The 26,313-nt window shown below is 65.3% G+C and carries 25 protein-coding genes and 1 pseudogene; 23 read left to right on the top strand and 3 right to left on the bottom strand.

The window, feature by feature from the left end; all coding sequences use genetic code 11:
• Nucleotides 1-4 precede the first annotated feature (4 nt).
• The 17 genes from ACO054_RS09475 to ACO054_RS09395 all read left to right on the top strand — a co-directional run bounded on the left by ACO054_RS09475 (nucleotide 5) and on the right by ACO054_RS09395 (nucleotide 19,841).
• Entirely contained in the window at nucleotides 5-1,258 is a 1,254-nt protein-coding gene (locus tag ACO054_RS09475) for a CaiB/BaiF CoA transferase family protein (RefSeq protein ID WP_421710188.1), read from the top strand.
• 91 nt (nucleotides 1,259-1,349) lie between these two features.
• Complete coding sequence (locus tag ACO054_RS09470; RefSeq protein ID WP_421710187.1) at nucleotides 1,350-2,600, top strand: cytochrome P450; 1,251 nt, start codon at nucleotides 1,350-1,352, stop codon at nucleotides 2,598-2,600.
• Nucleotides 2,601-2,628: 28 nt separating this feature from the next.
• Nucleotides 2,629-3,651 (top strand): TRAP transporter substrate-binding protein, encoded by a 1,023-nt coding sequence (locus tag ACO054_RS09465; protein ID WP_421710186.1) that lies wholly within the window; start codon nucleotides 2,629-2,631, stop codon nucleotides 3,649-3,651.
• Entirely contained in the window at nucleotides 3,648-4,202 is a 555-nt protein-coding gene (locus tag ACO054_RS09460; RefSeq protein WP_421710185.1) for a TRAP transporter small permease, read from the top strand. Before ACO054_RS09465 ends, ACO054_RS09460 begins: the two co-directional genes overlap by 4 nt.
• Nucleotides 4,199-5,497: a TRAP transporter large permease gene (locus tag ACO054_RS09455; protein ID WP_421710184.1), complete on the top strand. Its 1,299-nt coding sequence runs from the start codon at nucleotides 4,199-4,201 to the stop codon at nucleotides 5,495-5,497. Before ACO054_RS09460 ends, ACO054_RS09455 begins: the two co-directional genes overlap by 4 nt.
• 176 nt (nucleotides 5,498-5,673) lie before the next feature.
• The gene (locus tag ACO054_RS09450; protein ID WP_421710183.1) at nucleotides 5,674-6,732 is read left to right on the top strand and encodes a LacI family DNA-binding transcriptional regulator; all 1,059 of its coding nucleotides are present in this window, start codon (nucleotides 5,674-5,676) and stop codon (nucleotides 6,730-6,732) included.
• A gap of 81 nt (nucleotides 6,733-6,813) precedes the next feature.
• The gene (locus ACO054_RS09445; protein ID WP_421710182.1) at nucleotides 6,814-7,818 is read left to right on the top strand and encodes an ABC transporter substrate-binding protein; all 1,005 of its coding nucleotides are present in this window, start codon (nucleotides 6,814-6,816) and stop codon (nucleotides 7,816-7,818) included.
• An 85-nt stretch (nucleotides 7,819-7,903) separates the two neighbouring features.
• On the top strand, nucleotides 7,904-8,722 hold the full coding sequence (locus tag ACO054_RS09440; protein WP_421710181.1) for an ABC transporter permease: 819 nt from the start codon (nucleotides 7,904-7,906) through the stop codon (nucleotides 8,720-8,722).
• A 4-nt stretch (nucleotides 8,723-8,726) separates the two neighbouring features.
• Nucleotides 8,727-9,605 (top strand): ABC transporter permease, encoded by an 879-nt coding sequence (locus ACO054_RS09435; RefSeq protein ID WP_421710180.1) that lies wholly within the window; start codon nucleotides 8,727-8,729, stop codon nucleotides 9,603-9,605.
• On the top strand, nucleotides 9,602-10,660 hold the full coding sequence (locus ACO054_RS09430; RefSeq protein WP_421710179.1) for an ABC transporter ATP-binding protein: 1,059 nt from the start codon (nucleotides 9,602-9,604) through the stop codon (nucleotides 10,658-10,660). Before ACO054_RS09435 ends, ACO054_RS09430 begins: the two co-directional genes overlap by 4 nt.
• Nucleotides 10,661-10,899: 239 nt before the next feature.
• The gene (locus ACO054_RS09425; RefSeq protein WP_421710178.1) at nucleotides 10,900-11,772 is read left to right on the top strand and encodes a methylenetetrahydrofolate reductase; all 873 of its coding nucleotides are present in this window, start codon (nucleotides 10,900-10,902) and stop codon (nucleotides 11,770-11,772) included.
• The gene (locus ACO054_RS09420; protein WP_421710177.1) at nucleotides 11,772-12,518 is read left to right on the top strand and encodes an LEPR-XLL domain-containing protein; all 747 of its coding nucleotides are present in this window, start codon (nucleotides 11,772-11,774) and stop codon (nucleotides 12,516-12,518) included. The genes ACO054_RS09425 and ACO054_RS09420 overlap by 1 nt, the downstream gene beginning before the upstream one ends.
• 36 nt (nucleotides 12,519-12,554) lie before the next feature.
• Nucleotides 12,555-13,670 (top strand): homocysteine S-methyltransferase family protein, encoded by a 1,116-nt coding sequence (locus ACO054_RS09415; protein WP_421710176.1) that lies wholly within the window; start codon nucleotides 12,555-12,557, stop codon nucleotides 13,668-13,670.
• The gene (gene metH, locus ACO054_RS09410) at nucleotides 13,667-16,327 is read left to right on the top strand and encodes a methionine synthase (RefSeq protein WP_421710175.1); all 2,661 of its coding nucleotides are present in this window, start codon (nucleotides 13,667-13,669) and stop codon (nucleotides 16,325-16,327) included. Before ACO054_RS09415 ends, metH begins: the two co-directional genes overlap by 4 nt.
• A gap of 167 nt (nucleotides 16,328-16,494) precedes the next feature.
• The gene (argC, locus tag ACO054_RS09405; protein ID WP_421710174.1) at nucleotides 16,495-17,442 is read left to right on the top strand and encodes an N-acetyl-gamma-glutamyl-phosphate reductase; all 948 of its coding nucleotides are present in this window, start codon (nucleotides 16,495-16,497) and stop codon (nucleotides 17,440-17,442) included.
• 213 nt (nucleotides 17,443-17,655) lie between these two features.
• Nucleotides 17,656-19,041 (top strand): tetratricopeptide repeat protein, encoded by a 1,386-nt coding sequence (locus tag ACO054_RS09400; protein WP_421710173.1) that lies wholly within the window; start codon nucleotides 17,656-17,658, stop codon nucleotides 19,039-19,041.
• Nucleotides 19,042-19,115: 74 nt separating this feature from the next.
• Nucleotides 19,116-19,841, top strand: coding sequence for a Crp/Fnr family transcriptional regulator (locus ACO054_RS09395; RefSeq protein ID WP_421710172.1), 726 nt, complete (start codon nucleotides 19,116-19,118; stop codon nucleotides 19,839-19,841).
• A 118-nt stretch (nucleotides 19,842-19,959) separates the two neighbouring features.
• On the opposite strand, the gene ACO054_RS09390 is transcribed toward ACO054_RS09395, so the two are convergent.
• The gene (locus ACO054_RS09390) at nucleotides 19,960-20,511 is read right to left on the bottom strand and encodes a hypothetical protein (RefSeq protein ID WP_421710171.1); all 552 of its coding nucleotides are present in this window, start codon (nucleotides 20,509-20,511) and stop codon (nucleotides 19,960-19,962) included.
• Between the two features lie 110 nt (nucleotides 20,512-20,621).
• Between ACO054_RS09390 and ACO054_RS09385 the strand changes: the two genes are divergently transcribed.
• Together ACO054_RS09385 and ACO054_RS09380 are read left to right on the top strand one after the other, a co-directional pair.
• Nucleotides 20,622-21,566, top strand: coding sequence for a LysR family transcriptional regulator (locus ACO054_RS09385; RefSeq protein WP_421710170.1), 945 nt, complete (start codon nucleotides 20,622-20,624; stop codon nucleotides 21,564-21,566).
• A 6-nt stretch (nucleotides 21,567-21,572) separates the two neighbouring features.
• Nucleotides 21,573-21,761, top strand: coding sequence for a helix-turn-helix domain-containing protein (locus tag ACO054_RS09380; protein ID WP_421710169.1), 189 nt, complete (start codon nucleotides 21,573-21,575; stop codon nucleotides 21,759-21,761).
• A gap of 211 nt (nucleotides 21,762-21,972) precedes the next feature.
• Here ACO054_RS09380 and ACO054_RS09375 read toward each other — a convergent pair whose 3' ends face one another.
• A complete protein-coding gene (locus tag ACO054_RS09375; RefSeq protein WP_421710168.1) occupies nucleotides 21,973-22,863 on the bottom strand; it encodes a DMT family transporter in 891 nt (296 codons plus the stop codon).
• Nucleotides 22,864-23,394: 531 nt separating this feature from the next.
• Nucleotides 23,395-23,835, bottom strand: a complete 441-nt coding sequence (locus ACO054_RS09370) for a winged helix-turn-helix transcriptional regulator (protein ID WP_421710167.1) — start codon at nucleotides 23,833-23,835, stop codon at nucleotides 23,395-23,397.
• Between the two features lie 72 nt (nucleotides 23,836-23,907).
• On the opposite strand from ACO054_RS09370, the gene ACO054_RS09365 reads away from it, so the two are divergent.
• The 4 genes and pseudogenes from ACO054_RS09365 to ACO054_RS09350 all read left to right on the top strand — a co-directional run bounded on the left by ACO054_RS09365 (nucleotide 23,908) and on the right by ACO054_RS09350 (nucleotide 26,115).
• The gene (locus ACO054_RS09365; RefSeq protein WP_421710166.1) at nucleotides 23,908-24,930 is read left to right on the top strand and encodes a quinone oxidoreductase family protein; all 1,023 of its coding nucleotides are present in this window, start codon (nucleotides 23,908-23,910) and stop codon (nucleotides 24,928-24,930) included.
• A 2-nt stretch (nucleotides 24,931-24,932) separates the two neighbouring features.
• The gene (locus ACO054_RS09360; protein WP_421710165.1) at nucleotides 24,933-25,367 is read left to right on the top strand and encodes a RidA family protein; all 435 of its coding nucleotides are present in this window, start codon (nucleotides 24,933-24,935) and stop codon (nucleotides 25,365-25,367) included.
• A 152-nt stretch (nucleotides 25,368-25,519) separates the two neighbouring features.
• Nucleotides 25,520-25,717, top strand: a pseudogene (locus ACO054_RS09355) (transposase); the annotation flags it as partial.
• Entirely contained in the window at nucleotides 25,714-26,115 is a 402-nt protein-coding gene (locus ACO054_RS09350; protein ID WP_421710164.1) for a VOC family protein, read from the top strand. The pseudogene ACO054_RS09355 and the gene ACO054_RS09350, both read left to right, overlap by 4 nt.
• The last annotated feature ends 198 nt before the right edge of the window (nucleotides 26,116-26,313 follow it).

The raw sequence follows: 26,313 nt of genomic DNA, 5'->3' as shown, positions 1-26,313 counted from the left end.
GGACATGCCAGTGACGGAGGTGCCGGAGCCGGAGATGGGGGAGCGGCAGGAGACGGCTGGCGGTCCGCTGGCCGGCATCAAGGTTATCGAGTTGGCGCACATCATGGCCGGGCCGGTCTGCGGCTTGATGCTGGCCGACCTGGGCGCGGAGGTGATCAAGGTCGAGAAGGTGCCGGGCGGCGACGATACCCGCCGCATGACGCCGCCGGAGCAGGCGGGCGAATCCTCGGCCTTCATGATGGTCAACCGCAACAAGCGCGCCATCGCCCTGAACCTCAAGGACCCGGAGGGCCTGGCGGTGCTGCGCCGGCTGCTGGCGGACGCCGACATCGTGATCGAGAACTATCGCCAGGGCACGATGGAGCGGCTCGGTCTCGGCTACGAAACCCTTAGGCAAGAGAACCCGGGGCTGATCTACGTGGAGCTGTCCGGTTTCGGGCGCAGCGGCCCCTATGCCGAACGGGGCGGTTTCGATCTGATCGCCCAGGGCATGAGCGGCCTGATGTCGATCACCGGCGAGGGCCACGGCCGGCCGCCGGTCAAGGTCGGCGCGCCGGTGTCCGACGTGGTCGCCGGTATCCTGGGCGCGCTGGGCGCCGTCTCGGCATTGCAGGCGCGGAGCCGGACGGGACGGGGCCAGCGGGTCGATACCTCTCTGTTCGAGGCGGGGATCGTGCAGACCTACTGGCAGTCGGCCATCGCCTTCGCGACCGGCAGCTCGCCGGGCCCGCTGGGGTCGGCCCATCCGCTCAACGCGCCCTATCAGGCCTTCGCGACCGCCGACGGCTACATCAACGTGGGCGCGGCGAACCAGGCGAACTGGCTGCGCCTGTTGGAGGCCCTGGGCGCGCAAGCCTTGGCGGAAGATCCCCGCTTCGCGGAGAACAAGGCCCGCATGGCGCATCTGGACGAGCTGGTGGCCGCGCTGGAGACCTACTTCAAGGCCAAGACGACGGCCGAGTGGCTGGCCATCTTCGAGCAGGCGGGTTTCCCTGCCGGGCCGGTTCTCTCCGTCGGCGAGATGCACCAGGACCCGCAGGTCCTCGCGCGGGAGATGGTGGTGGAGCTGGAGCATCCGACGGTCGGTCCGATGAAGACGCTCGGCTTGCCGATCAAGCTGTCCGACACGCCGGGCGGCGTGACCCGAGCGGCGCCGCTCTACGGCCAACACAGCCGAGAGGTTCTGCGAGAGGCCGGCTACGACGCCGAGCAGATTGCCGCGCTGCTGGCGAGCGGCGTGCTGATCGCGCCCGACTGAAGGCCTCCGGTCCGAGGCCGGGATTGACCGTCGCCGTTCGCCCACCGACAATGGCGCTAACGAAAAAGGATACATATCGGGAGGAGGCGGCATGGTCGCGTTGGCGGCCGAGCTGAGCGAGCGGGAAGCGCGCGAACGTGCGCGTGCCTTCGATCTGCGCCGGATCGACGAGGCTTTCCTGGAGGATCCCTATCCGACCTACCGGTTGTTACGCGACTTCGACCCGGTGCATCGTCAGGCCGACGGCGGTGTTTTCCTCACCCGCTACGACGACGTTGCGGCGGTCTATCGCGACCGCCGTTTCAGTTCCGACAAGACGGTCGAGTTCGCGCCGAAGTACGGTGACTCGCCGCTGTTCCTGCACCACACCACCAGTCTCGTCTTCAACGATCCCCCGTTGCATACCCGCGTGCGGCGGCTGCTCGCACCAGCCTTCACGCCACGGGCGCTGAAGCTGCTGGAGCCGCGCTTCGTCGAAATGGTCGAGGAGATGCTGGACGCGGCCGAGGCGCGGGGCGGGATGGACGTGGTGACCGACTACGCCGCCGGCCTGCCGGTGCAGATTATCGGCGACATGCTCGGCATTCCCAAGAGCGAACGCGGGCCTCTGCGCGACTGGTCGCTGGCGATTCTGGGGGCGCTCGAGCCGGTGCCGAGCGCGGCGGCTCTCGACTGGGGCAACCGCTCGGTGACGGAGTTCAGCGACTATCTGACCTTTCACATCGACCGCTACCGCAAGGGCCGGCTGACCGAGGGCGGTGAGGTGCTGGGCATGCTGCTGGCCGAGACGACCGATGCCGGCGAGCGGCTGAGCGAGGTCGAGCTGGTGCAGAACTGCATCTTCCTGCTGAACGCCGGCCACGAGACCACCACCAACCTGATCGGTAACGGCATCGCGGCCTTGCTGGACAACCCGGATCAGTTGGCGCACCTGCGTGCCGAGCCGGACCTGATCGTCCCTGCCGTCGAGGAATTCCTGCGCTTCGAAAGCTCAAACCAACTCGGCAACCGCCGTCTGTTGGAAGCCGCGGAGATCGGGGGCGTCGCCCTGGAGGCGGGGACGCTGGTCACGCTCGGCATCGGGGCTGCCAACCGGGACCCTGCGCAGTTTGCCGACCCCGACCGCCTGGACATCGCTCGCAGTCCCAACCGTCATCTGGCCTTCGGCGGCGGTATTCATGCTTGCGCCGGCATGACCCTGGCGCGACTGGAGGGCAGAATCGCAATCGCGCGACTGCTGGCGCGCGTGCCCGACTTCCGCTTGGCGGGGTCGTACCGGCGTGGTGGGCGTGCGCGATTCAGAGGCTTTCTGTCTTATCCCATCGCTTTCGGTCGCGCCTAAGAAAACAACAGGGAGGTTTATCGACACCATGCGGATCGCACAGCTTCTGGTGGGGGCCGCCTTTGCGGCCGGCATGACGGTTGGTCCGCTTCAGGCCGCCGAGTATGAGCTCAAGCTCAGTCACTTCCTGCCGCCGGTGCACGGCATCCACACGGACTTTCTCCAACCCTGGGCCGAGGAACTTGCGTCCTGCAGCGACGGTCAGGTGGCGGTGGAGATCTTTCCCGGCGGCACGCAGCTCGGCAACGTCGCCAGACAGCAGGAGCAAGTGCTGGCAGGCGTGGTGGATATCGCCCACGGCCTGCACGGCATCCCGCGCGGACGCTTTCCGCGCACCTCGGTGATCGATCTGCCGTTCCTGACGGAGTCCGCGGATGCGGCCAGTCGGACGCTCTGGGCGCTCTTTCCGGACCACCTGGCCGAGGAGTACGAGGGGCTGAAGGTCCTGGCGCTCCATGCGCACAACGGCGGCCTGATCCATACCCGGGGCTCTCAGGTCGCGACCATGGAGGATATGCGGGGACTGCGGATCCGCACGCCCAGCCCGGCGATCTCCATGATGCTGGAGTCCCTGGGTGCGATCCCGCAGGGCATGCCGCCCGGTCAGGTATACGAGAATCTCGAAAAGGGCGTGATCGACGGGACGGTCTTCCCTTGGGACCCGGTCCGGTCCTTCCGTCTCGCGGAGGTACTGGAGCATCACCTGGACGCGCGTGCCTACACCGTCTCCTTCTTCTTCGTGATGAACCGGCGCAGCTACGACCGCCTGCCGGCGGAGGTGCAGGCCTGTATCGACGCCGCTTCGGGCGATGCGCTGGTCGCTAGGTTCGGCGACTGGTGGAATGCCTGGGACGCTCCGGGCCTGGCCGCCGCCGAGGAGAAGGGCAACAGCGTGGCGACGCTGAGCAAAGAGGAGCGCGACCGCTGGCGCGCCGCGCTGGCGCCGATGATCGAGGCCTATCTGGACGAGCTGGAGTCCCAGGGCGTCGAGAACGCGCGGGAGATCTACGTCGCGGCGCAGGACTACGTCGCGCAGTTCGAAACACAGTGACCTCGGACCAGCGGACGGAAGGCCAAGGAACCGGTAACAGGCTTGGTCGCCTGGACGGCCTGCTGACTAGCATCTCCCGTCTCGTTGCCCTTTTGGGGATGTTCGGACTGGCCGGAGCGATGTTCGCGACGGTCGTCGATGTAGCGCTTCGTCCGACCGGCACCGGCATCTTCGGCGTCGTCGATCTAGTCCAGCTCGGCGTCATGGCGGCGGCTTGGCTGGCGATTCCCTATGCCTTCCTGACCGACTCCCATGTCTCCGTCGATCTTCTGGCCCAGGGGCTGCCGCGACGGATGTCGGCCCTGCTGAACGCGCTGGCCGCCGGACTGGCGGCCGGGCTGATGGCGCTGATCCTGGTCTACGGTTGGCAGGCGGCGGCGCAGCAGGCTCGCTTCGGCGATGTCTCCCAGACCCTGGCACTTCCCAAGACCTGGTACTGGGCTCCGCTGCTGTTCGGGGCGGCTCTGTCCCTGCTGGCGACCCTTTTGATTGCCGTCAGGAGTCTCTTGAGCGCTCTGTCAGTGGCCGGGCAGGGGCGAGGGGGGCCGTGAGCGATCCTGTCGTCGGCCTGCTGGCCTTCCTGGGCGCCCTGCTGCTGGTTCTGCTGCGCGTCCCCGTCGCTATCGCGATGGGGGTCGTCGGCGTTGGTGGTTTCGCCCTGCTGAACGGCTGGTTCGGGGCCGCCTTCGTGCTGGGGGCCGCGCCCTTCGAGGCGGTGTTCCCCTACAGCCTCTCCGTCGTGCCGCTGTTCGTCGCGATGGGAGTCTTCGCGGCGCGTGCCGGTCTGTCCCAGAGTCTCTACCAGGCAGCCGGCGCTTTCGTCGGGCGGGCGCGCGGCGGTCTGGCCATGGCGACCATCGGCGCCTGCGCCGCCTTCGGTGCGATCTGCGGCTCTAGCCTTGCGACCGCCGCCACTATGGGAAAGGTCTCCCTGCCGGAGATGCGGCGCTTCGGCTACGCGGACTCCCTGGCGGCGGCCTCCATAGCCGCCGGCGGCACGCTGGGCGTGTTGATCCCGCCGTCGATCCTGCTGGTGATCTACGGCCTTCTGACCGAAACCTCCATCGGGCAGCTCTTCGTCGGCGCGCTGATTCCCGGTTTGCTCGCCACGCTGCTCTACATGGGTGCGGTCTACCTTCAGACGCGGGTCGATCCGACGCTCGCGCCCGCTATCGCCATAGCGAAGCGCGGCCATCGCCGGGCGTCGTTGAAGCGGGTCTGGGCGGTGGCGTTGCTGTTCTTCCTGGTGATTGGCGGCATCTATTGGGGTTGGTTCTCCCCGACTGAAGCAGCGGCAATCGGGGCTTTCGGCGCCATCGCTCTGACCGCCGTGACCGGCCAGCTCACCTGGCGGATGCTGCTGGACGCCGGGGAGGAGACGGCGCGAACCACGGGCATGATCTTTCTGATTCTGGTCGGTGCCGCGCTGTTCAACTACTTCATCGAAACCAGCGGTCTGCCGCGCCTGCTGACCGGTTGGGTCGAGGATGCGGGCCTGGCGCCGCTGACCGTGCTGCTGCTGATCATGCTGTTCTATCTGCTGCTCGGCTGTTTCATGGACTCACTCTCCATGATCCTGCTGACCGTGCCCTTTGTCTTTCCGGTGGTGGCGGCACAGGGGCTCGACCCGGTCTGGTTCGGTATTCTGCTGGTCACGGCGGCGGAGATCGGGCTGATCACGCCGCCGATCGGGATGAACCTCTTCGTGATCCAGGGCGTCGTGCCCGGCTTGCGGCAGGCCACGATCATTCGGGGAATCCTGCCTTTCCTGGCCGCCGACGTTTTGCGCCTGGCGTTACTGATCGCTCTGCCGGCACTCACGCTCTGGTTGCCCGGCCGACTGTAAGGCTGGTCTTTTCCGGACGTCATCAAAATTTCACGTCCGCAGGTGGGGCAAAAATCGTTTTGCAGTCAGGGCCTTACACGCTGTTTCATGACCCGTAAGAAAACGTTTACGTGACCCTTTGGCGGGGCTTGCTCAAAGGAGGGGCCAAGGCTTCTCAAACAGGGCGTCTCCGCTCCATGAGTTCGGTCAAGACCCCACCCACGATCCGCACGGTCGCCGCGCGTGCCGAGGTCTCTGTTGCGACCGTCAGCCGCGTGGTCAACGGTCTGGCGCCGCCCCATTCGCCGGCGACCCAGCGCGTGCGCGAGGCGATCCGCGAGCTGGGCTTTCGCCCGAACCGGCTGGGGCGCGGCCTCAAGACGGCGCGCAGTTCCACGATCGGTCTCATGATCCCCTCGCTGGCCAATCCGGTTTTCGCAGGCTCCGTTCAGGGCGTGCAGGCGGCCGCGCGCGCCGCCGGTTACGGCGTGCTGCTGACCGCCACCAACTACGATAAGAGCGAAGAGACGGAGGCGGTCGAAACGCTGCTCAGCCACAACGTGGACGGTCTGATCCTGACCGTCGCCAAGTCCGACGACAGCGAGTTGCTGGATCAACTGGACGAGCGCGAGGTGGCCTATGTGCTGGTCTACAATCAGCCGAGCGTGAGACACCGCGCCGCCGTCACGGTCGACAACGTTGCCGCTGCCCGCGAGGTCGTGGAGCTGCTGAAGAGCTACGGCCATCACCGGATCGGCATGGTTGCCGGCCAGTTCTCCGACAGCGACCGCGCGCGCCTGCGTTGGCTCGGCTACGACGATGCGATGTTGCGCGCTGGGCTCGAACCCGACCCGGTGATCGAGGTCGCTTTCGAGGCGACGGACCTGACGGGTCAGCTGCGCGCCGCGCTGACGGATCCGGATCCGCCGACGGCACTGTTCTGCTCCACGGATCTGATCGCTGTCGCCGTCATGGGTGCCGCGACGCGCCTTGGAATTCAGGTGCCTCGAGACCTGTCGGTCGTGGGGTTCGACGGCATCGCCATGACGGCGGCCCTGCGTCCGCAGCTCACAACCATCGTTCAACCCACTGAGACGATGGGACAGGAGGCTTTCGGGTTGCTGGCGAAGCTGATGTCCGGCGGCGAGGAGGCGGAGGCACTGCGCGTGCCGCTATTGCTCTCGCACAGCCTTCGCCGAGGCGAGACGGTCGGACCGGCGCGTGAGAATCCCTTGACCCTGTCGTCAAGGCGATGACGGCGGTCCTCTATCGGAAGAGATCTCTGAAGAGCTCTCGATTGCCTGACTGTTTTTGAGACGAGGAAAGGACGAAGATCGATGCGTGATGAGATTTTGGGTCTGGCAACCGCCGGAGCCTTGTTTACCCTGCTACCGGCCGCCCAGGCAGCCGACGCCATCTGCTACAATTGCCCACCTCAGTGGGCGGACTGGGCCTCTCAGCTCGATGCGATCGAGGAAGCGCTCGGTTACGAGATTCCCCACGACAACAAGAACAGCGGCCAGACGCTCAGCCAGTTGCTGGCGGAGAAGGGCAATCCTGTAGCCGACATTGCCTACTATGGCGTGACCTTCGGCATCAAGGCCAAGGCCGAGGGTGTGACCGAAGCCTACAAGCCGGTCGGTTTCGAGGAGATCCCGGAGGGTCTCAAGGATCCCGAGGGCCATTGGTTCACGACGCACTTCGGGACGCTGGGTCTCTTCGTCAATCTCGACGCCCTGGGCGACGCGCCGGTACCCCAGTGCTGGGCGGATCTGACCAAGCCCGACTACGACGGCATGGTCGGCTACCTCGATCCCTCCAGCGCCTTCGTGGGTTACGCCGGGGCGGTTGCGGTCAATCGCGCCATGGGCGGCGACCTGGACGACTTCGGTCCGGCCATTGCCTACTTCCAGGATCTGGCCGAGAACGACCCCATCGTGCCGAAGCAGACCTCGTACGCCCGCGTGGTCTCCGGTGAGATTCCTATTCTCTTCGACTACGACTTCAACGCCTATCGCGCCAAGTACACCGAGGAAGGCAACTTCGAGTTCGTCCTGCCCTGCGAAGGCTCCGTCGTGGTGCCCTACGTGATGAGCCTGGTCGCCGACGCTCCCAATAGGGAGCAGGGCAAGGAGATCCTGGACTTCATCATGTCGGATGCGGGGCAGACGATCTGGACCAATGCCTTCCTGAAGCCGGCGCGTCCGATCGAGCTGCCGGCGGAGATCGCGGAGAAGTTCCTGCCGGACAGCGAGTACGCACGGGCCACCCCGGTGGACTACGCCAAGATGGAGCAGGTGCAGAAGGCCTTCGGCGAACGCTACCTCAACGAAGTGCGGTAGGCGGTCGCCCTCTAGTCAGTGTATCGCGACCGGCGGGTCCTCAGGCAGAGGGCCCGCCGGCCCGTTTCTTTCGGATCGTTCTGCAATGTCTCGCGACCTGTCCCGCCACCTCGTTCTGCTTCTTCCGCTGACCATCCTTGTCGGTGCCTTCTTTCTGCTGCCCGTCGCGCGCCTGATCCTGGTCGGCGCGAGCGGGGAAGCGGGGGTCGCAGCCTATACGGCGGTGGTGACGACGCCGCGCTACTTCGAGAGTTTTCTCAACACCATTCTGCTCTCGGCCGGCGTGACTCTGGTGACGCTGGCCATCTCGACGGCGGCGGGTCTCTTCCTTCAGCGTAACAGCTTCCCCGGACGCGACCTGTTGGTCGCCTTCATGACCTTTCCGCTGGCCTTCCCGGGAGTGGTTGTAGGCTTCATGGTAATCATGCTGGCCGGGCGCCAGGGCGCCATCGGCGGCGTGACGGACGCGCTCTTCGGCGACAGGCTGGTCTTCGCCTATTCGATGGCCGGCCTTTTCATGGGCTACGTCTACTTCTCGATTCCCCGCGTGATCCTGACCATCATGGCCGCCATCGAAAAGCTGGATCCGGCGTTGGAGGAGGCAGCCCGCTCGCTCGGCGCCGGGCCTTGGAGCGTGCTGCGGGACGTGGTGCTGCCGGCGCTGATGCCGGCCTTTCTCGCCTCGGGCGCGGTCTGTTTCGCGACCGCCATGGGGGCCTTCGGGACCGCTTTCACTCTGGCAACGGACATCGACGTGCTACCCATGACGATCTACACGGAGTTCGTGCTCTACGCCAACTTCGCGACGGCGGCTGCCTTGTCCATCGTGCTGGGAGCCATGACCTGGCTGGTGCTGGCACTGTCGCGCAGCCTGGCCGGCAGCACCGTCGCGGCGGCGGGGTGACGCCATGCTGGGCGGGTCCACGAAACGGCGCGGTTGGGGCTTCTGGGCGCAGCTCGCCTTCACGCTTCTGGTCTGCGGCTTTCTGATTCTGCCGGCGCTGCTGTCGATGCTCGCCGGCATCACGGTGAACTTCTTCCAGGGTCCGTCGAGCGGCCTGACCTTGAAATGGGTGCTGCAGGTTTTCGAGCTCTACAGCGATACGCTGCTGCTGACGCTCGGGATCGCGCTGGCCTGCTTGTTCGCGACCCTGCTGATCGGCGTGCCGGCGGCCTACGTGCTGGCCGTGCGGCAGAGCTGGATGACCCGCCTCGTGGAGGAGGTGGTGACGCTGCCAGTCGCCATCCCCGGTCTGGCCATCGCTCTGGCTCTGCTGCTGACCTACGGCGGGGTCGGGGAGTTCCGGCGGTCCTGGGGCTTCATCCTGGTCGGCCACGTGCTCTACACGCTGCCGTTCATGCTGCGGGCCGTCATGGCGGTGTTGGCCTCTATCGACGTGCGGACCCTGGAGGAGGGTGCGGCCAGTCTTGGCGCTGGCTTCTGGACACGCTTCTTCACGGTGGTGCTGCCCAACGCCCGCTCGGGCATTCTCGCCGGATCGCTGATGGTGGTGACCCTCTCCATCGGCGAGTTCAACCTGACCTGGATGCTGCACACGCCGCTGACCAAGACGCTGCCCGTCGGTCTGGCGGACTCCTATGCCTCCATGCGGCTGGAGGTGGGCAGTGCCTTCACCCTGGTTTTCTTCGTCATGATCGTTCCTCTGCTGATCGCGATGCAGGCTATGAGTCGGCTGGAGCGTCGGGCCAGGGCCGTGCGACCGCCTGTGGAACGGGAGGCGGAGCGGGCGGAGGTCGGCGAGCGACCGCTGGAGATGCCGCGATGACACTTGGTCAGACAGTCCGTACGCCCGTGCAGCTCCAGGGCTGCGCCAAGACCTTCCCCGACGGCACGCGGGCGTTGGAACCGCTGGATCTGGAAATCGCAGGCGGCGAGACGGTCGTCTTTCTGGGGCCCTCGGGCTGCGGCAAGACCACGACGCTGCGCCTCGTGGCGGGGCTGGAGGCGCCGGACCCCGGCGGCCGGGTGCTGTTTGACGGGCAGGAGGTGACGCCGCTGCCCATCGAGAAGCGTCAGGTCGGCATGGTCTTCCAGTCCTACGCGCTCTTTCCCAACATGGATGTGGCCGGCAACGTCGGCTACGGCCTGCGGGTGCGGCGCCTGCCGGAGGCGGAACGGCAGAATCGCGTCGCCGCCGTTCTGGAGATGATGGCAATCGGCGATCTGGCCCACCGCCGCAGTGATCAGCTGTCCGGCGGACAGCGCCAGCGGGTGGCTCTGGCACGGGCCTTGGCTGTCCAGCCGCGGGTGCTGCTGCTGGACGAACCCCTGACGGCGCTCGACGCCGCCCTGCGGGAACGCCTGCGGGTGGAGATCGACGGTTTGCTGCGCCGCCTGGGCGTCACGGCGATCTACGTCACCCATGATCAGTCGGAGGCCATGGCGCTCGGCGACCGTATCGTCGTCATGCAGCAGGGGCGGGTGGCGCAGGTCGGGCCGCCCCGCGACATCTACTTTCGACCGACAAACCGTTTCGTCGCCGAGTTCATCGGAACCATGAACTTGCTGCGCGGCTCTCTGCGCGGCGGCTGGCTGCAGCTTCCCGGCGGCCGGCTGCAGGTGTCGGACGGCACTCCGGATGCGGTCGAGATCGAATATCTCTGCCGTCCCGAGGCCGTTACGGTCACGTCGCCGGGAGCAACGACTCTGTCGGGCCGCGTCGCTTCGGCGTTGTTCCTGGGCGACCGGACCCGCTTGGTGGTCGAGGGGGTCGGTCAGCAGCCACTGGTCGCCGAGGCCCCGGGCCGCCGCGCCTTTCGGCAAGGCGAGGAGGTCGGCCTGCAGCTCGATGCGCAGGACCTGATCAGGCTGCCCACCTAACCACGCCTGCCATTCCTAGGCTCCGGCGTTCGACGCCGCGTGACTCCGCTGCTGCTAGGTAGCGGAAAACGGGGCCGCCGGACCCTTGCCTTAATGAAGTCGCAACTTGTCTATATAACAATATGCTGATATAGATATTGAGGTCGATCTCTCGTTATAAGCTGGCGTTTTCGGATCAGTTAATCTCTCGCTGTTAGCGTTTCGCCCTACAGGCCCGAGAACTGAGGAAGGCTTGACCCATGTCGCGGACCCCGCAGGTGTCCTTCGAGGTTTTCCCGCCGGCTCCGAAGGTGGAAGAGCGCTTCTGGACGACCGTCTCCCGCTTGGCGGTGCTGGAGCCCGTCTATCTCTCGGTGACCTATGGCGCGGGTGGGTCCGGCCGTGACCGCAGCGACCGCGTGCTCCGGCGCCTGCGTCGGCAGGCGGGACCGGTTCCCGCAGCGCATCTGACGGTCGTTGGGGCCAGCCGCGCCGAGACCGACGCGTTGGCCAAGGGCTGGATCGACGCGGGGATCACTCGGTTCGTGGCCTTGCGTGGCGACATGCCCGAGATGGGCGATGCCTTTGCGCCGAATCCCGAGGGTTATGCTGGCGCTGCCGAGCTGACCGTGGCTTTGAAGCGGCTGGGCGCCCAGCACGTTTCGGTCGGGGCCTATCCGGAGCCGCATCCGGACTATCGTGGCGGTGAGTCCGATCTGGCGCATCTGCAGGCCAAGTTCGCCGCCGGTGCCGATGACGCCATCACCCAGTATGTCTTCGAGCCGGAGCTGTTCCTGCGCTATCGCGACCGCGTCGCGGCCGCTGGCATCGATAAACCGATCGTCGTTGGCGTCATGCCGATTTTCGACTTCGCGAAGGTCGCGAGCTTCAGCCGCAGGTGCGGGGCCAGCGTGCCAGCTTGGCTCGATGCTCGTTTCGCGCCCCTGGCGGATCAGCCCGAGGCGCATCACGAGGCGGCTGTCGAGACGGCGGTTTCCTTCTGCCGCCGGCTGCAGGGTGAGGGGGTCGAGGGCTTCCACATCTACACCCTGAACCGCGCCGACCTGACCATCGATATCTGTCGCGAGCTTGGTTGGGCCAGCCCCGCCAAGCTGCGCGAGGCCGCCGCCTGATGGTGGCCAACGCTCTCACGCCACGCCGTTTGGAACAGGCGCTGGAACAGCGGGTTCTGCTCGCTGCGGACCCCTGTGCCTTGGCGGCCAAGCAGGGCAGGGCGGAAGCGGATCTGAACGACCCCGCACGGGACTTCCTTGGGGTGGACGGCTGCGTTCAGGCCTTGGCCCTGACGCGGGCCTTGCGCGTGCGGGCGGCAGCGGTCGCATCGCTGGAGGCTGGGGCCGATCTGCTGATCGTCGAGGCGCCGTCCCTGGAAGATACCGATCTGGAGGAAGCTGGATTCGCACTGGCCTACGGAGCAGCCGAGCTCTGCTGTCAGGCCATCGACTCCGTGCCGGGCCGGGGGCGGCGACGTTTCCTGTTGGGGCGCGTCGAGGGCGCCTCCGCCGCACAGATCGCCGGCTTCATCGCCGGCGGCGTCGATGCCTTGATCGCCGACGACACTAAGGCCGTGGCTCAGGCCGCGGGCGCGGCTCAAGCGGAAACGGGTCAGAGCCTGCCTCTGCTGGATGGCCGGCGGTTTCCCCTGGTGGAGCTGACGCCGCAACGACTGCCCGCCGCCCTTGCCGCCGGCGCGCGGTTGATCACCGGTGTCGATCCGGCCGGTCTCGACGCGGCTCTGCGCCGGCTGGCGGTAGACGGCCTGCGCCCCCTGGTGCCTGGCGTGATGCAGGAGGAGGCGCAGACGCCCTCCAGCCTCCATCACGCGCTGCCATCCAGCTATCCCCGCAGCGCCGCCTAGGCGCGTACCAGCCGGCAGGAATCCCACAGGAGTCCCATGTCCTTGACACCCGAGTCCGATCGACAAACTGCGCTGGCCGATGCCTTGGCCCAACGTATCCTCGTGCTGGACGGCGCCATGGGGACGGAGATCCAGCTTCTGAAGCTGCAGGAGGCGGATTACCGTGGCGACCGCTTTGCTGACGCTGCGGAGGACCTCAAGGGAAACAACGACCTGCTGGTCCTGACTCAGCCGGCCATGATCCGGGTGATCTACGACGACTATCTGCGCGCCGGCGCCGACGTCTTGGAGACCAATAGCTTCAACGCCACCCGTCTCAGCCAGTCCGACTATGGTCTGGAGGACGCGGTACCCGACATCAACTACGAGGCGGCACGGATCGCCCGTGAGGCGGCGGAAGCCTTCAGCACTCCGGACAAGCCGCGCTTCGTCGCCGGTGTCTTGGGCCCGACCTCGCGGACGGCATCGATCTCGCCCGACGTCTCCGACCCCGGCAAGCGCAACGTCGATTTCGAGGAGTTGCGTGCGAACTACCGCGAGGCGGCAGAGGCCCTGCTGCGCGGCGGCAGCGACCTAATCATGGTCGAGACGGTCTTCGACACGCTGAACGCCAAGGCCGCGCTCTTCGCCCTGGACGAACTCTTCGAGGATCTGGGTGCCAAGTGGCCGGTCATGGTCTCCGGCACCATCACGGATCTCTCTGGACGCACGCTCTCCGGCCAGACGGTCGAAGCCTTTTTCTACTCCGTACGGCACGCGCGGCCCTTCAGCGTGGGCCTGAACTGCGCGCTCGGACCGAGCGAACTGCGCGCCTACGTGGCGGAGCTGGCGCGGATTGCCGATACGCCGGTCTCTGCGCATCCCAACGCCGGGCTGCCCAACGAGTTGGGCGGCTACGATCTTAGTCCCGACGACATGGCGGCGCACCTGGAGGAATGGATGGCTTCGGGCCTGCTCAACATTGTCGGCGGCTGCTGCGGGACGCGTCCCGACCACATTGCGCTGATCGCCGAGGCCGCGGCGAAGCACAAGCCCCGCGCGGTACCGAGCTTGAAGCCGGCCTTGCGACTGTCGGGGTTGGAGCCCTTCGTTGCCCAGACGTCAGATGACGATACGTCAGATGAGGGGACGGTCGCAGAGGTGGCCGCATGATCGGCAGTTTCATCAACGTCGGCGAACGCACCAACGTCACCGGCTCCGCGCGCTTCAAGAAGCTGATCATGGAGGACGACTACGAGGCTGCCCTCGAGGTCGCCCGCCAGCAGGTCGAGAACGGCGCCCAAATCATCGACGTCAACATGGACGAGGGGCTGCTCGATTCCGAAGCGGCCATGGTACGCTTTCTCAATCTGATCGCCGGCGAGCCCGACATCGCGCGCGTGCCCATCATGATCGACTCTTCCAAGTGGAGCGTGATCGAGGCCGGGCTGCGCTGCGTCCAGGGCCGGGCGGTGGTCAACTCCATCTCCATGAAGGAGGGCGAGGAGGCCTTTCTGGAGCAGGCGCGTCTGGTGCGGCGCTACGGGGCGGCGGTCGTGGTGATGGCCTTCGACGAGGAAGGTCAGGCCGACACAATCGAGCGCAAGGTCGAGATCTGCCAGCGGGCCTACGGTCTGCTGACCGAGAAGGCCGGCTTTCCGCCCGAGGACATTATCTTCGACCCCAACATCTTCGCCGTCGCCACGGGCATTCCCGAGCACAACGACTACGGCGTGGCCTTCATCGAGGCGACGCGGCAGATCCGCACCTCGATGCCGGGTGTTCACGTCTCCGGCGGCGTCTCCAACGTCTCCTTTTCCTTTCGCGGCAACAACGTCGTGCGGGAGGCGATGCACTCCTGCTTCCTCTACCACGCCATCGCCGCCGGTATGGACATGGGCATCGTCAACGCCGGTCAGATGACCGTCTACGATGAGATTCCCGAAACGCTGCGTGAGGCGGTGGAGGACGTGATCCTGAACCGCCGGGAGGACGCGACCGAGCGGTTGCTGGAGGTCGCCGAAAGCTACCGGGGGCAGGGCGCGCAGAAGGAAGAGGCGACGCTGGAGTGGCGCGAGAAAGACGTGCAGTCACGTCTGAGCCACGCACTGGTTCACGGCATCCAGGAATTCATCGAGCAGGACGTGGAGGAGGCGCGGCTGCAGGCCGAGCGCCCGCTCCAGGTGATCGAGGGGCCCCTGATGGCCGGCATGAACGTGGTCGGCGACCTGTTCGGCGCTGGCAAGATGTTCCTGCCGCAGGTGGTGAAGTCCGCGCGAGTGATGAAGAAAGCGGTCGCCTACTTGCTGCCCTACATCGAGGCCGAGAAGTCCGGCGCCCAGGAGAAGAAGGGCCGGATCCTGATGGCGACGGTCAAGGGCGATGTGCATGACATCGGCAAGAACATCGTCGGCGTGGTCTTGCAGTGCAACAACTACGAGGTCATCGACCTGGGCGTGATGGTGCCGGCCGCCAAAATCCTGGAGACCGCCAAGGCCGAGGAGGTCGACATCATCGGTCTTTCGGGCCTGATCACGCCCAGCCTGGACGAGATGTGCTTCGTCGCATCTGAGATGCAGCGCCTGGGCTTCGACACGCCGCTGCTGATCGGCGGCGCGACCACCAGCAAGGTGCATACGGCGGTCAAGATCGACCGGAACTACGAGAACCCCGTTGTCTACGTGCCGGATGCTTCGCGCGCCGTCGGCGTGGCCGGTCAGCTGCTGTCGCTGGAGCGGCGCGGCGACTACGCCGCGGAGATCGCGGCCGACTACAACAAACTGCGGGAGGGGTACAGCCGTAAAGGTGAAGGTCCTGCCCGCGCGCCCTTCGCGGAGGCGCAGGCCAACCGGGATCCGATCGACTGGGCCGCCTACGAGCCGCCGCAGCCCAAGGTTTCCGGACTTCAGGTTCTTGAGGACTACCCGCTGGACGAGCTGATCGAACGGATCGACTGGACGCCCTTCTTCGCGACCTGGGAACTGCATGGCCGCTATCCTGACATCCTAGAGGACTCAGTCGTGGGCGAGGCCGCGCGTGGTGTCTTCGCCGATGCTCAGGACCGACTGAAGGGTTTGCTGGAGAGCGGCTGGGTCAAGCCGAGCGCCGTCTTCGGCTTCTTCCCCGCCAACGCGGTCGGCGACGATATCGAGCTTTACGTCGACGAGTCCCGCACGGAGGTGCGCGCGCTGGCCCATTGCCTGCGCCAGCAGATGAAGCGGGACGGCAAGCGCCCCAACCTGTCCCTGGCCGACTTCATCGCGCCGAAGGACAGCGGCAAGCCGGACTGGCTGGGCGCCTTCACGGTGACGGCGGGCGCCGAGATCGAAGCGGAGGCCCGGCGCCTGAAGATGGCCGGTGACGACTACGAGTCGATCCTGCTGCAGGCCCTCGGCGACCGCCTTGCCGAGGCCTTTGCCGAACGGCTGCACGAGCGGGTGCGCAAGGAGTTCTGGGGCTACGCCGCTGCGGAATCCCTGAGCAACGCGGAGATGATCTCCGAGGACTATCGTGGGATCCGTCCGGCGCCCGGCTATCCGGCCTGCCCGGACCATACGGAGAAGCAAACCCTCTTCGAGCTGCTGGAGGTGCCGAACCGCATCGGGGTAACGCTGACGGAGAGTTTCGCGATGACGCCGCCCTCCTCGGTCTCCGGCTGGTATCTCGCCCATCCCCAGGCCCGCTATTTCGGCGTCGGCCGGATCGGCCGCGACCAGGTCGAGGACTATGCTCTCCGCAAGGGCTGGAGCCTGGAGGAGGCTGAGCGCTGGCTGGCCCCCAACCTCGGTTACGAGCCCGAGGCCCGGACCAGCGACCGCGAGGCGGCCTGATCTCGCGATCCGTCGGACGGCTTGCGGCCTTGGCGCGGCGGATCTTTTGAGGCTATCTGTAGGGGTCGATCCTCCGGCTGACCCCCGGATGGCCTCGACCGCGATTGATCGCCGATAGCCGAAGCGCTCCGCTTCTGCCCGGCGATCCCTATCCGGAGGCATGGCTCATGGGTCCCAAGGTCTTCATCGACGGCGACGCCGGTACCACCGGCCTGCAGATCGTCTCCCGGCTGCGCGGCCGTCGCGATCTGGAGCTTCTGCGTCTGCCGGAAGACCGCCGTAAGGACCCCGAGGCCCGGCGCGAGGCGCTGAATACTTGCGATCTGGCCGTGCTCTGCCTGCCCGATGCGGCAGCGCGCGAGTCTGTCTCGATGATCGAGAACCCCGACACGAAGGTGCTGGACGCCAGCACGGCCCATCGCACGGCGGAGGGTTGGGTCTACGGACTGCCGGAGATGGACGCGGCGCAGGCCGAGGCCGTGCGCGCCGGCAAGCGCGTGGCCAATCCGGGCTGCTACCCGACCGGTGCGATCCTGCTGCTGCGTCCCCTGGTTCAGTCGGGCCTCCTGCCGGCCGACAGCCCGGTCACGATCAATGCCGTCTCGGGTTACTCCGGCGGTGGCAAGGCCCTGATCGCACGCTACGAGGGCGATGCGCCGGACGGCCCCGACGTCTTCGCCTACGGCCTCGACCTGCAGCACAAGCACCTGCCGGAAATGCAGCTCTGCAGCGGCCTGAGCCACGCTCCGATCTTCCAGCCGTCCGTGGCACGCTATCGGCAGGGCATGCTGGTCTCCGTTCCGCTGCATCTCTGGGCCTTGCCCGGCCAGCCCACAGCGGCGCAGGTCCATAGCGCGTTGGCCTCGACCTATGCCGGTCAACGTTTCCTGCGGGTCATGCCCCAGGAAGCGGCGGGGGCGCTGGATCCGCAGGCCCTGAACGGCAGTAACGACGTCGAACTGCATGTCTTCGCGGATCCTTCGGGCGAGCGCTGCCTGATCTCGGCGGTACTCGACAACTTGGGCAAGGGCGCGTCCGGTGCGGCGGTTCAGAACCTGAACTTGATGCTCGGACTGGAGGAGGTCGCCGGCCTGGAGCCCGCGATCGCCGCCTGAGGGGTGCCTCGCGGGTGACCCGCGAGGCTCAGCCTTACTTTTGCGGTCACCAGGTGTGAAACTCGACACAGTGGTGGCGACCGCCCATGCTGGCTTGTGAGCCGTCTCACAGCCTGCCGTGCGTGTCTCATCGAGCTTCCGGTTATCGCCGCGATCACGTCGGCGACCGGTCGTCATCGACCGACAAGAATGCTCAGCTTGGGAGAGATCGCCATGCGCGACGCGCGCGGACTGCCGCTTACCACGGTCGATCGAACTGCGGCCGACCGTTATGACACGGCCGTTCTCGAATTCGCCTCCTTCACCGACAACCCGGTCGCGACCTTGGACAAGGCACTGGAGGCCGATCCGACCTTCGCCGAGGCGCTCGCCGCTAAGGCGGCACTCAACTGTACCACCAGCGAACAGCCGCTAGAGGCAGAGACGGCGGCGCTGGTGGCGGCCATCGAGGATCTCGGCGCGAAGGCCGGTGAGACGGCGCGCCGTCACGCGGCGGCGGCCAAGACCTGGATCGGTGGCGACTGGCACCGGGGCAACGCGCTCTGGGGTGCGCTGGCCATGGATCACCCGCAGGATCTGGTGGCCGTGCAGACCGCGCATCTGACCGACTTTCTGCTCGGTCAGAATCAGATGCTGCGCGACCGCATCGCGGCGGTGCTGCCGGCCTGGAGCGAGGATCTGCCGGGTTACTCCTACCTCTACGGCATGCGCGCCTTCGGGGAGGAGGAAAGCGGCCACTATGCCCAGGCCGAGGAGAGCGGACTGCGCGCGCTGGAGATGCAGCCGCGCGACCCTTGGGCGGTGCACGCCGTGACTCACGTGATGGAGATGCAGGGCCGGGCCGGAGAGGGCATCGCCCATCTGCGCGGTCGCGAGGCTGACTGGGCACCCGACAGCTTCCTAGCCTATCACGTCTGGTGGCACCTGGCGCTGTTCCATCTGGATCGGGGGGAGACCGACGAGGCGCTGAAGCTCTACGACAACGGCGTCCATCCGCAGCACACCGAGATCGCGATGGAGATGCTGGACGCGGCGGCGCTGCTCTGGCGGCTCGGCCTGATGGGCGTCGATGTGGGCGCACGCTGGCAAGACCCCCTGACGGTCTACGAAGATCAGGCGGAGGACGGCTACTACGCCTTCAACGACCTGCACGCCATGATGACCTTTCTGGGGGCCGAGCGCTTCGATCTGGCGGACCGCCTGATCGAGAGATTGCAGGCGCGGGCCGGCGAGGGCGGCAGCAACGGCATGATGACCCGCGACGCCGGTCTGCCCGCCGTCCTCGGTCTGCGGGCCTTCGCCCGGGGCGACTACGAAACGGCGGTTGAGCAGCTGGAGTTGGCGCGCCCCGCGGCCCATCGCTTCGGTGGCAGCCACGCCCAACGGGACGTGATCGCCTGGACGGCCACGGAGGCTGCCCTGCGCGGCAAGCTGACTTCCAGGGCGCGCGGGCTGCTGGCCGAGCGCCTGACCGCGAAGCCTCAGAGTCCGACGATCCTGCGCCAGCAGGCGCGGCTCTGCCGCATGACCGACCGGGCGGCGGACGCGGAGCGGGCGGAGGCAGAGGCGCAGCGCTTCGCGGACACGGCGGCCCTTTAGGCCTCCCTTTTTCTTGCTCATCCGGCCTGTCCGGCCCTAAGACTAAGGATACAACTCTGTTGGAGACGGCACAGATGGCGGCCGCCACAAAAACTGGCAGCACCTTGGGACCGGAAGAGCGCGCGGCTCTGATTCGCGGGCACTTCCTCTTCTCGGAGATCGAACCGCGCCTGCTGGACAGCCTCGTGCGCACCAGCCGCGTACAGCGGTTGGGGCGGGGCGAGACCCTGTTCCGCCAGGGCGACGAGGGCGGCGCGCTCTATGCCGTTAGCTCTGGCGCGATCCGCATTTCCGTTTCCGGCGCCGAAGGCAAGGAACTGACCCTGGCCCTGATGGAGCCGGGCGATGTCTTCGGCGAGATCGCGCTGCTCGACGGCCTGCAGCGCACGGCGGATGCCCGCGCGGTGGAGAAGAGCGAGATGGTGGTGATCCACCGGGCCGATTTCCTGGCCCTGCTGGAACGCGAGCCGAAGCTGGCCCGGCCGATCATTGAGATGCTCTGCGAGCGCTTGCGCCAGACTAACGAGTTCGTGATCGACGCAGCCTTCCTGGACCTGCGGGCAAGGCTGGCCAAGCGCCTGCTGTCGCTGGCGATCGCCCACGGCTACGACACCGACGACGGCACGCGCATCGGCCTCAAGCTCTCTCAGTCGGAGATCGCCCAGCTCCTCGGCGTCACCCGCGAGGCCGTCAACAAGCAGCTCAACGCCTGGGCTCGCGACGGTATCCTGACCTTCGAGGCCGGCTACCTGACGCTGCAGAAGCAGGACGTGCTCAAGGCACTGTCGGCGCCGCGTTGAGAAGGGTGCAGGAGCACCTGGTCCAACTCTCGCGTCCGTCCGACTTGTGCAAGGGCTGCGTTGAGCAAGGTGGCGACCGCCACCTCGCTCAACGCCTCTTTGTCAGCCTGGGCCTTGATCAGCTTGGCGTGAAGGGCAGCGATGAGTGATGCAGGACAATCTTTAGGTCCCCGTCAGCCATCTGCTCGAGACCAAAGGTGTATTCGACTTTCACTTCGGACCCATCGGTGGTCGTGAAGTAGTAGTTGCCCATCGCCAGAGCCGTGTCGCCGTTGATGAGCGTCCCTTCGTTTTCCCAGCGAACGGCGGTAAAGGGGGTGATCGCGAAGCCGCCGTCCTCGCTGATGCTTCCGCCGACGAAGTAGGACAGAGCCTCATCGAAGGTGCCTCGGAACTGCTGCTCGCTTGCCAGCGTCGGTTTAAAGAGAACGGTGTTCTCCTCGTAGGCATAGAAGGTCGAGATGTGTTCGCGCGCCGCTGCTTCGTAGTCTCCGCCGTCGCTGTGGACGGCGCCGATAGCGACGATGCCTTCGCCCCAAGCGGTCTTGAACTCCGAAACGCGGTCTTCGGTCAGTTCCGCTGTGGCTGACGCGAACGCAGCTCCGCTAGAAACCGCGATGGCAAGGGAGAGGGGGGCGGCAAGAGAGACAGCTGCGAACGTCTTGATCATAAACGATCTCCTGGCAAGTGACTGGTTTGTTTCTCTGAACGACCAGCAGATGGGGAGACCGAAACGATAATATTAATTGATTTTTCCTCGGCTATTCATAGCTTTCGGGCATGAATGTGGAGTTCCCCTCTCGCCCGAGCCTGCGACAATTGCAGTATTTCGTGGCGGTCGCGGATCACGGTGCCTTCGGCCTCGCGGCTCGGGCACTGGCGGTCAGCCAACCCAGCCTGTCGAAACAGCTTGCCACCATGGAGCAAGAGCTGGGCGTGACCCTGTTCGAACGCACCTCCCGCAGGGTCAAACTGACATCGCCCGGCGAAAAGCTGCTGCCACGCGCCAAGGTCATTTTGCGCGAGGTCCGCGAGTTCAGAGCGGTTGCACGCGGAGCGGTCGGCCTGTTCGGCGACAAACTGACAATCGGTGTCCTGCCGTCCATCGGTGCGTATTTCATGCCTGTCGCGAACAAAAGGCTGCACCGACAACACCCGAAGTTACGCCTGATGGTTCAAGAGGGATCGACCTCGCTGCTGCTGTCGATGCTCAAGGAGGGTCGTCTCGACGCTGTCATTGGCACGCCGACGAACGATCTCGATGTCGCCAGCCAAATCCTTTTCTCCGAAACGCTTTGGGCCTGTGCGGCACCCGACGACGTCTTGAGCGCAGCAAGAACTCCGATCTCCCTGGCCGATCTGGCGAACAGGCCGCTTCTCTCCCTCAGTTCCGAATATCGGCTGGCGCAGATCGTCGAGCGCCTTGCCGAACAGGCCGGAACCTACGTCAGCCGCGACTATCAGGGTGCGAGCCTCGATGCGGTGCGCCAGATGGCCGTTATGGGCGCAGGCGTCGCCGTGCTGCCTTCGCTCTACGCCCTTGCCGAGGCAATCCGCGACCCGGACTTCGTGGTGCGGCGCATCGATCACGCCGAGGCGAAACATGAGATCGCACTGCATTGGCGACGTAACTCACTCCTGCAGACCGATTGCTTCGAACTCGCCGAACACTTGATTGCCGCCAAGCGCGAGATCCGCGCATCGCGGGCAGCGTCGTTTCAGTAGGGAGCGGTGCAGCACGGCACGCGCATCGGCCTCAAGCTTTCCCAGTCGGAGATCCCCCAGCTTCTCGGTGTCACCCGCGAAGCCGTCAACAAGCAGCTCAACACTGCGGCCCGTGACGGCATCCCAACCTTCGAGGCTGGCTATCCGACGCGGCAGAAACAGAACGTGCTCAACGCGCTGTCGGTGCCTCGGTGATGGGGGGCATGGGCCCTGCAGGGGCTGAGCCGTTACCTGCCGCTTTCTCGATTGGACCGTGTCGCCATAGTGTTGAGAAGGGAAGGTAACTGCTGCTTTCCTTCCGAGCCCGTGATGCTCGTCCGTTGGACGGACTATGGCCGCTTTGAGCCCAGGTTGGACATTCGCCAAAGTGCAGCGAATGTCCGGTCTTAATTGCCCAAGCTAGGGATTAAGCCCTTCCTTTGGCTGGCCAGTTGATCAATGCGACTCCGGCGATTGCGGCACAAAGCCCTGCTGCGACTGGAAAAGTGAATGTCTCACCGAGGAGCAGCACGCCTAGCACCACGCCTATGCCCGCTCGCAGATAACTCTGACTTGCGACTCCCATGGACCCAAGCGTGCGCACCAGCCGGAAGTAGATCAGGAGCGCGACTCCGGTGCAGACGATCGACAGGATCACCGTTGCTGCGAGAGCCGTTGGACTGGGTGTCAGGGTCCACGGTTGATCAAGCACCAAAGCAAGCGGCACAAGAACAAGTGATGCCCAGATCATTGTACCGGTGGCCGTAGCAATCGCGCTGACATGATTGAAGCGTTTGCCGTAGATCGCCGCACCTGCATAAAGAACGGCTCCAACCAGACAAGCGAGCTGCCCGGCGACCTGATCGCCAAGACCGCGCAGGACATCCACACCGACGATCAGCGCAACACCCAACACTCCGAGAACAGCGCCTACCAGCTTTCGCCCGTTGAGTGCTTCGTGGCGCGTCACGAGCGCCGTGATGAGAAAGACGAAGACCGGTGAGGTGGAGTTCAGAACGCTGGCGAGGCCTGACTCGACGTACTGCTGTCCCCAGGCGAGAACGGTCCAGGCTCCGATGCTGTTGAACACGGCCTGCACCAACAACATCCGCCACGTGCGCGCATCGCGGGGCAGCCTTTCGGAACGTGCGCCCATCACGAGTAGCAGGAAGATGGCCGCGCCGAGAACGCGGAGAGCGATCAGCGTGACCGGTGGTATCTCGGCCACGGCCACCTTGATTAAGAGGTAAGACGACCCCCAAAGAAACGCGAGAAGGGCCAGTAGAGGCAGCTCTGTCCGCAACTTGGCCGAACTCATGCCGTGTGCGCTCTCCGGCTATCCGCCGGAGCCTGCGCCCGATCAAACATGCTGTAGTCACGGGTAATGCAGGTCAGCATGAGGGAATCCATCTGTTGGCTTTCCCAACCCTAGGCGTCTGTTTCTTGCAAATGCTTCGATTAGGGTCGAACTATGAAAGAAGGCCCTGACACTTCCCATGTTGCCGCGTTGATCGGCGACCCTGCCCGCGCCAACATGCTGACTGTGTTGATGAGCGGGAAAGCTCTGACGGTCACCGAGTTGGCGGAGGAAGTTGGGATGACGATCCAGACGGCCAGCTCGCGATGCTCGTCCCGTTGGACGGACTATGGCCGCTTTGAGCTCACTTTACCTGGTGCCGGGCAGTGCACGAATGTCAGATTCTGAAGATGGTGCTTGGGTGGCAACAGGGTGTTCGATATCGGTCCAGGCCTGCTTATCCAACGGTTCTGAAACCCAGAAACCACGGTGTTGCAAAGACAGCGCTGTTCCAACCGAGCTTTCCACATGGCTGCAACCCTATCGGCCGGCTCAGTCGTTCCTATTATCGTATTCAGCTCGAGCGCGACCGACAGCCGAGCGATGTTCGTCCGCCCACCGGGCGAGCGGTGCTAGTTGCTTAACCAGTGATCGGCCCATATCGGTCAACTCATAATCCACACGGGGCGGGATGCTCGGCGTCACCTCTCGAATGACGTAGCCGTCCCGCTCCAGCTTGCGCAAGGTCTGCGCCAGCATCCGTTGCGACACGTCCGGTACGAGCCGCTTGATCTGCGAGAAGCGCTGCCGGCCGGCCTTCAACGCGGCGAGGATGAGGATCGTCCACTTGTCAGCGATGCCCTTGAGCACGTGGCGCACAGGGCAAATCTCGGGGTCATACTCTCCCTGGTAGAGTCCGTCGAAGTAATCGTCCGGCCATGCCACTGCGGTTCCTTCAAGGGAACCGAGTGGGGAATTAGTGCCGTCTTCCATGGGTCTAACATCCTCCGTTACCTCTGGTCTCATTCTATAACCAAGTCTCTCGCCAGAACCAAGGAAGCCACCATGCGTGCCGCAACCATCACCCGCTTCGGCGACCCCTCCGTCTTCGAAACCGCCGATTTGCCCAAGCCTAAGCCGAAGCCGCACGAGTTGCTTGTGCGGATCGAGGCCGCCGGGCTTAACCGGCTTGACCACTACATTCGCGAGGGCGGTGTCAACCCGGACCTAACCTTCCCGCACGTGCTGGGGTCGGACGCGGTCGGCGTCGTCGAGGATGCGGGGGACGACGTCATCGGCTTCGTGCCGGGCGACCGGGTCATCCCGATGCCAGGCTACCCAACCGATCCTGATGATGCGGGGGCGGACGCCCTTGCCGCTTCCCCCTCCTATGCGATCCGAGGGCTGGTCCAGCACGGCACCTATGCGGAGTACATGACAGTTCCGGCGCGTTGGACGCTGAAGGCCTCTAGTGACCTTACCTCCGTCGATCTCGCGACGCTGCCCATGGCGCTCGTGACCGCCGTGCGCGCTGTCAAGATCGTCGGTGAGGTGGCCGAGGGGGACACAGTCCTAGTCCAAGCCGGGGCGTCGGGGACCGGATCGTTCATGGTGCAGGTCGCCAAGGCTCTCGGGGCGCGCGTGGCGGCAACAGTGCGGACACCCGCCAAGCGGGAGTTCGTCGAACGCCTCGGCGCCGACCTCGTAGTGGGCATGGAGGACGGCGCGCTGGACGGCGTGCGAGAGTGGTCGAACGGCGGGGTGGACGTCGCCATCGACAACCTCGGCGGGCCGAGCCTCGCGCGATCGGTCGAGGCGACACGAGCCTTAGGCCTAACAGTGCTGATGGGCAACGTTCTGGGCCTGGAGGCGACGCTACCCGTCCGTTCGGTCTTCTTTCCGCAGAAGCGGATCGCAGGGACGCTGATGGGGGGTGTCGAAGATCTGGAATGGGGATTGGAGCAGGTGCGGAAAGGTACAATTCGTCCCACGCTCGACCGGACCTACAGGCTGGACGAGGCTAGCTTGGCGCACGAACGACTTGCGGCCGGCGATGCAACGGGCAACATCGTGTTCGAGGTCGCTTGATCATGGCGCTGCTTCCGCTCCCCGAGCCCCCCGCACCGGCAGGGGGCTACGCGCCAGTCATCATCCGCCATAGGGTTGGTTTCGTATCCGGGCAGTTCCCAATCCGCGACGGCGTGTTGGTCTTCAAAGGACGCATCGGGGCGGAGCTGACGCCCGATCAAGGCCGGCTGGCTTGCGAGATCGCTGCGCTCAACGTCCTCGCGCAGATTGGGGCGGCGACCGGCGGTTTCGCGGCGCTCGATGGGTTGTTGCGGCTCGACGGGCACGTGGCGAGCGCCGATGGGTTCACCGCACAACCGGCGATCCTCGACGTTGCGTCCCGCATCTTCACCGATCGTCTTGGCGAGCGGGGCACGCATGCCCGGACGGCATTCGCGCCGTCACGCCTTCCGCTCGACGCCGCCGTCGAGCTCTGCGTTACGTTCGCGGTGCGGTAACGTTCAGTCCATCACGTTTGCGCCGAAATCTATATGGAGAAGCGGACCTTCGCGAAAACGCGGCGGAGGTCCGCTTTGTCCTGATGGTGTTGAAAAACGAGCTTGATCGCCCGCTGAGTGGCTGATTCAGTACCAAGACCGACGCTTATGTGACCGCTAGCTACGCGCGCAAAAAAGTCGAGATGTTGTTCGCCCACCTGAAACGCATCATCGGGCTCGACCGGTTGCGCCTCAGGGGACCCAACGGCGCCAGAGACGAGTTCATCTTAGCGGCAACGGTCCAAAACCTCCGCAAGCTCGCAAAGCTGGGAGGTGTATGGCGAGAAAGCACAGAAAGGCGGGAAAAATGATCGGCTACACAATGGTGGGTACAAGTGATCTCAATCGGGCCAAGGACTTCTACAATCCGCTTTTCGAGATGATGGGGCTATCGCCATGTTACGAAGATGAGCAAGTCGCGTCATGGGGCGACCGTGATGATGAGACAGTACCCCAATTTCTGTCGTGTCTTCCATATGACGGCAATCCCGCAACCGTTGGAAACGGAACGATGACCGCGTTTCGATTGCCAACAGCAACCTTGGTCGACGCACTGTATGAAATGGCGATAGACGGCGGCGGGCGTGACGAAGGGCGCCCTGGGTTTCGCCCTGAACGATACGGCGACAAGTTCTATGTTGCTTACGTTCGTGACCCAGATGGAAACAAGCTGGCGTTCGTATGCTATGACGGAAGATCGAATCCTTAGTTCTGTTTAAGCGCTCCTGGGAAAACCGATTAAGTTAGGAGCCCGCACGTTAAGCGGCCATTCGGGTCAGCGATAAGAACGGTAGCAAAGTCTGCACAGCGGACCGCACGATAGCAAAGCAACTTGGATTGAAGCTGTTAGGCCGTAAACGGCGGTGGATGAGGGCGCGACGGAACCGACAGTGATGCAAGACGTTTC

The organism is Algihabitans sp. (assembly GCF_965226985.1).
In the GTDB taxonomy this organism is placed as follows: domain Bacteria; phylum Pseudomonadota; class Alphaproteobacteria; order Kiloniellales; family DSM-21159; genus Algihabitans.
Note: the sequence above shows the minus strand (reverse complement) of the source record. Positions and strands in the feature narration are given on the sequence as shown.

What these genes read in the sequence shown, in the direction of transcription:
- ACO054_RS09415 (WP_421710176.1), top strand. Translation starts at nt 12,555, where the DNA reads ATGTCCTTGACACCCGAGTCCGATCGACAAACTGCGCTGGCCGATGCC.
- ACO054_RS09430 (WP_421710179.1), top strand. Translation starts at nt 9,602, where the DNA reads ATGACACTTGGTCAGACAGTCCGTACGCCCGTGCAGCTCCAGGGCTGC.
- ACO054_RS09425 (WP_421710178.1), top strand. Translation starts at nt 10,900, where the DNA reads ATGTCGCGGACCCCGCAGGTGTCCTTCGAGGTTTTCCCGCCGGCTCCG.
- metH (WP_421710175.1), top strand. Translation starts at nt 13,667, where the DNA reads ATGATCGGCAGTTTCATCAACGTCGGCGAACGCACCAACGTCACCGGC.
- ACO054_RS09390 (WP_421710171.1), bottom strand. Translation starts at nt 20,511, where the DNA reads ATGATCAAGACGTTCGCAGCTGTCTCTCTTGCCGCCCCCCTCTCCCTT.
- ACO054_RS09375 (WP_421710168.1), bottom strand. Translation starts at nt 22,863, where the DNA reads ATGAGTTCGGCCAAGTTGCGGACAGAGCTGCCTCTACTGGCCCTTCTC.
- ACO054_RS09465 (WP_421710186.1), top strand. Translation starts at nt 2,629, where the DNA reads ATGCGGATCGCACAGCTTCTGGTGGGGGCCGCCTTTGCGGCCGGCATG.
- ACO054_RS09360 (WP_421710165.1), top strand. Translation starts at nt 24,933, where the DNA reads ATGGCGCTGCTTCCGCTCCCCGAGCCCCCCGCACCGGCAGGGGGCTAC.
- ACO054_RS09420 (WP_421710177.1), top strand. Translation starts at nt 11,772, where the DNA reads ATGGTGGCCAACGCTCTCACGCCACGCCGTTTGGAACAGGCGCTGGAA.
- ACO054_RS09370 (WP_421710167.1), bottom strand. Translation starts at nt 23,835, where the DNA reads ATGGAAGACGGCACTAATTCCCCACTCGGTTCCCTTGAAGGAACCGCA.
- ACO054_RS09400 (WP_421710173.1), top strand. Translation starts at nt 17,656, where the DNA reads ATGCGCGACGCGCGCGGACTGCCGCTTACCACGGTCGATCGAACTGCG.
- ACO054_RS09365 (WP_421710166.1), top strand. Translation starts at nt 23,908, where the DNA reads ATGCGTGCCGCAACCATCACCCGCTTCGGCGACCCCTCCGTCTTCGAA.
- ACO054_RS09470 (WP_421710187.1), top strand. Translation starts at nt 1,350, where the DNA reads ATGGTCGCGTTGGCGGCCGAGCTGAGCGAGCGGGAAGCGCGCGAACGT.
- ACO054_RS09350 (WP_421710164.1), top strand. Translation starts at nt 25,714, where the DNA reads ATGATCGGCTACACAATGGTGGGTACAAGTGATCTCAATCGGGCCAAG.
- ACO054_RS09385 (WP_421710170.1), top strand. Translation starts at nt 20,622, where the DNA reads ATGAATGTGGAGTTCCCCTCTCGCCCGAGCCTGCGACAATTGCAGTAT.
- ACO054_RS09435 (WP_421710180.1), top strand. Translation starts at nt 8,727, where the DNA reads ATGCTGGGCGGGTCCACGAAACGGCGCGGTTGGGGCTTCTGGGCGCAG.
- argC (WP_421710174.1), top strand. Translation starts at nt 16,495, where the DNA reads ATGGGTCCCAAGGTCTTCATCGACGGCGACGCCGGTACCACCGGCCTG.
- ACO054_RS09475 (WP_421710188.1), top strand. Translation starts at nt 5, where the DNA reads ATGCCAGTGACGGAGGTGCCGGAGCCGGAGATGGGGGAGCGGCAGGAG.
- ACO054_RS09450 (WP_421710183.1), top strand. Translation starts at nt 5,674, where the DNA reads ATGAGTTCGGTCAAGACCCCACCCACGATCCGCACGGTCGCCGCGCGT.
- ACO054_RS09445 (WP_421710182.1), top strand. Translation starts at nt 6,814, where the DNA reads ATGCGTGATGAGATTTTGGGTCTGGCAACCGCCGGAGCCTTGTTTACC.
- ACO054_RS09395 (WP_421710172.1), top strand. Translation starts at nt 19,116, where the DNA reads ATGGCGGCCGCCACAAAAACTGGCAGCACCTTGGGACCGGAAGAGCGC.
- ACO054_RS09440 (WP_421710181.1), top strand. Translation starts at nt 7,904, where the DNA reads ATGTCTCGCGACCTGTCCCGCCACCTCGTTCTGCTTCTTCCGCTGACC.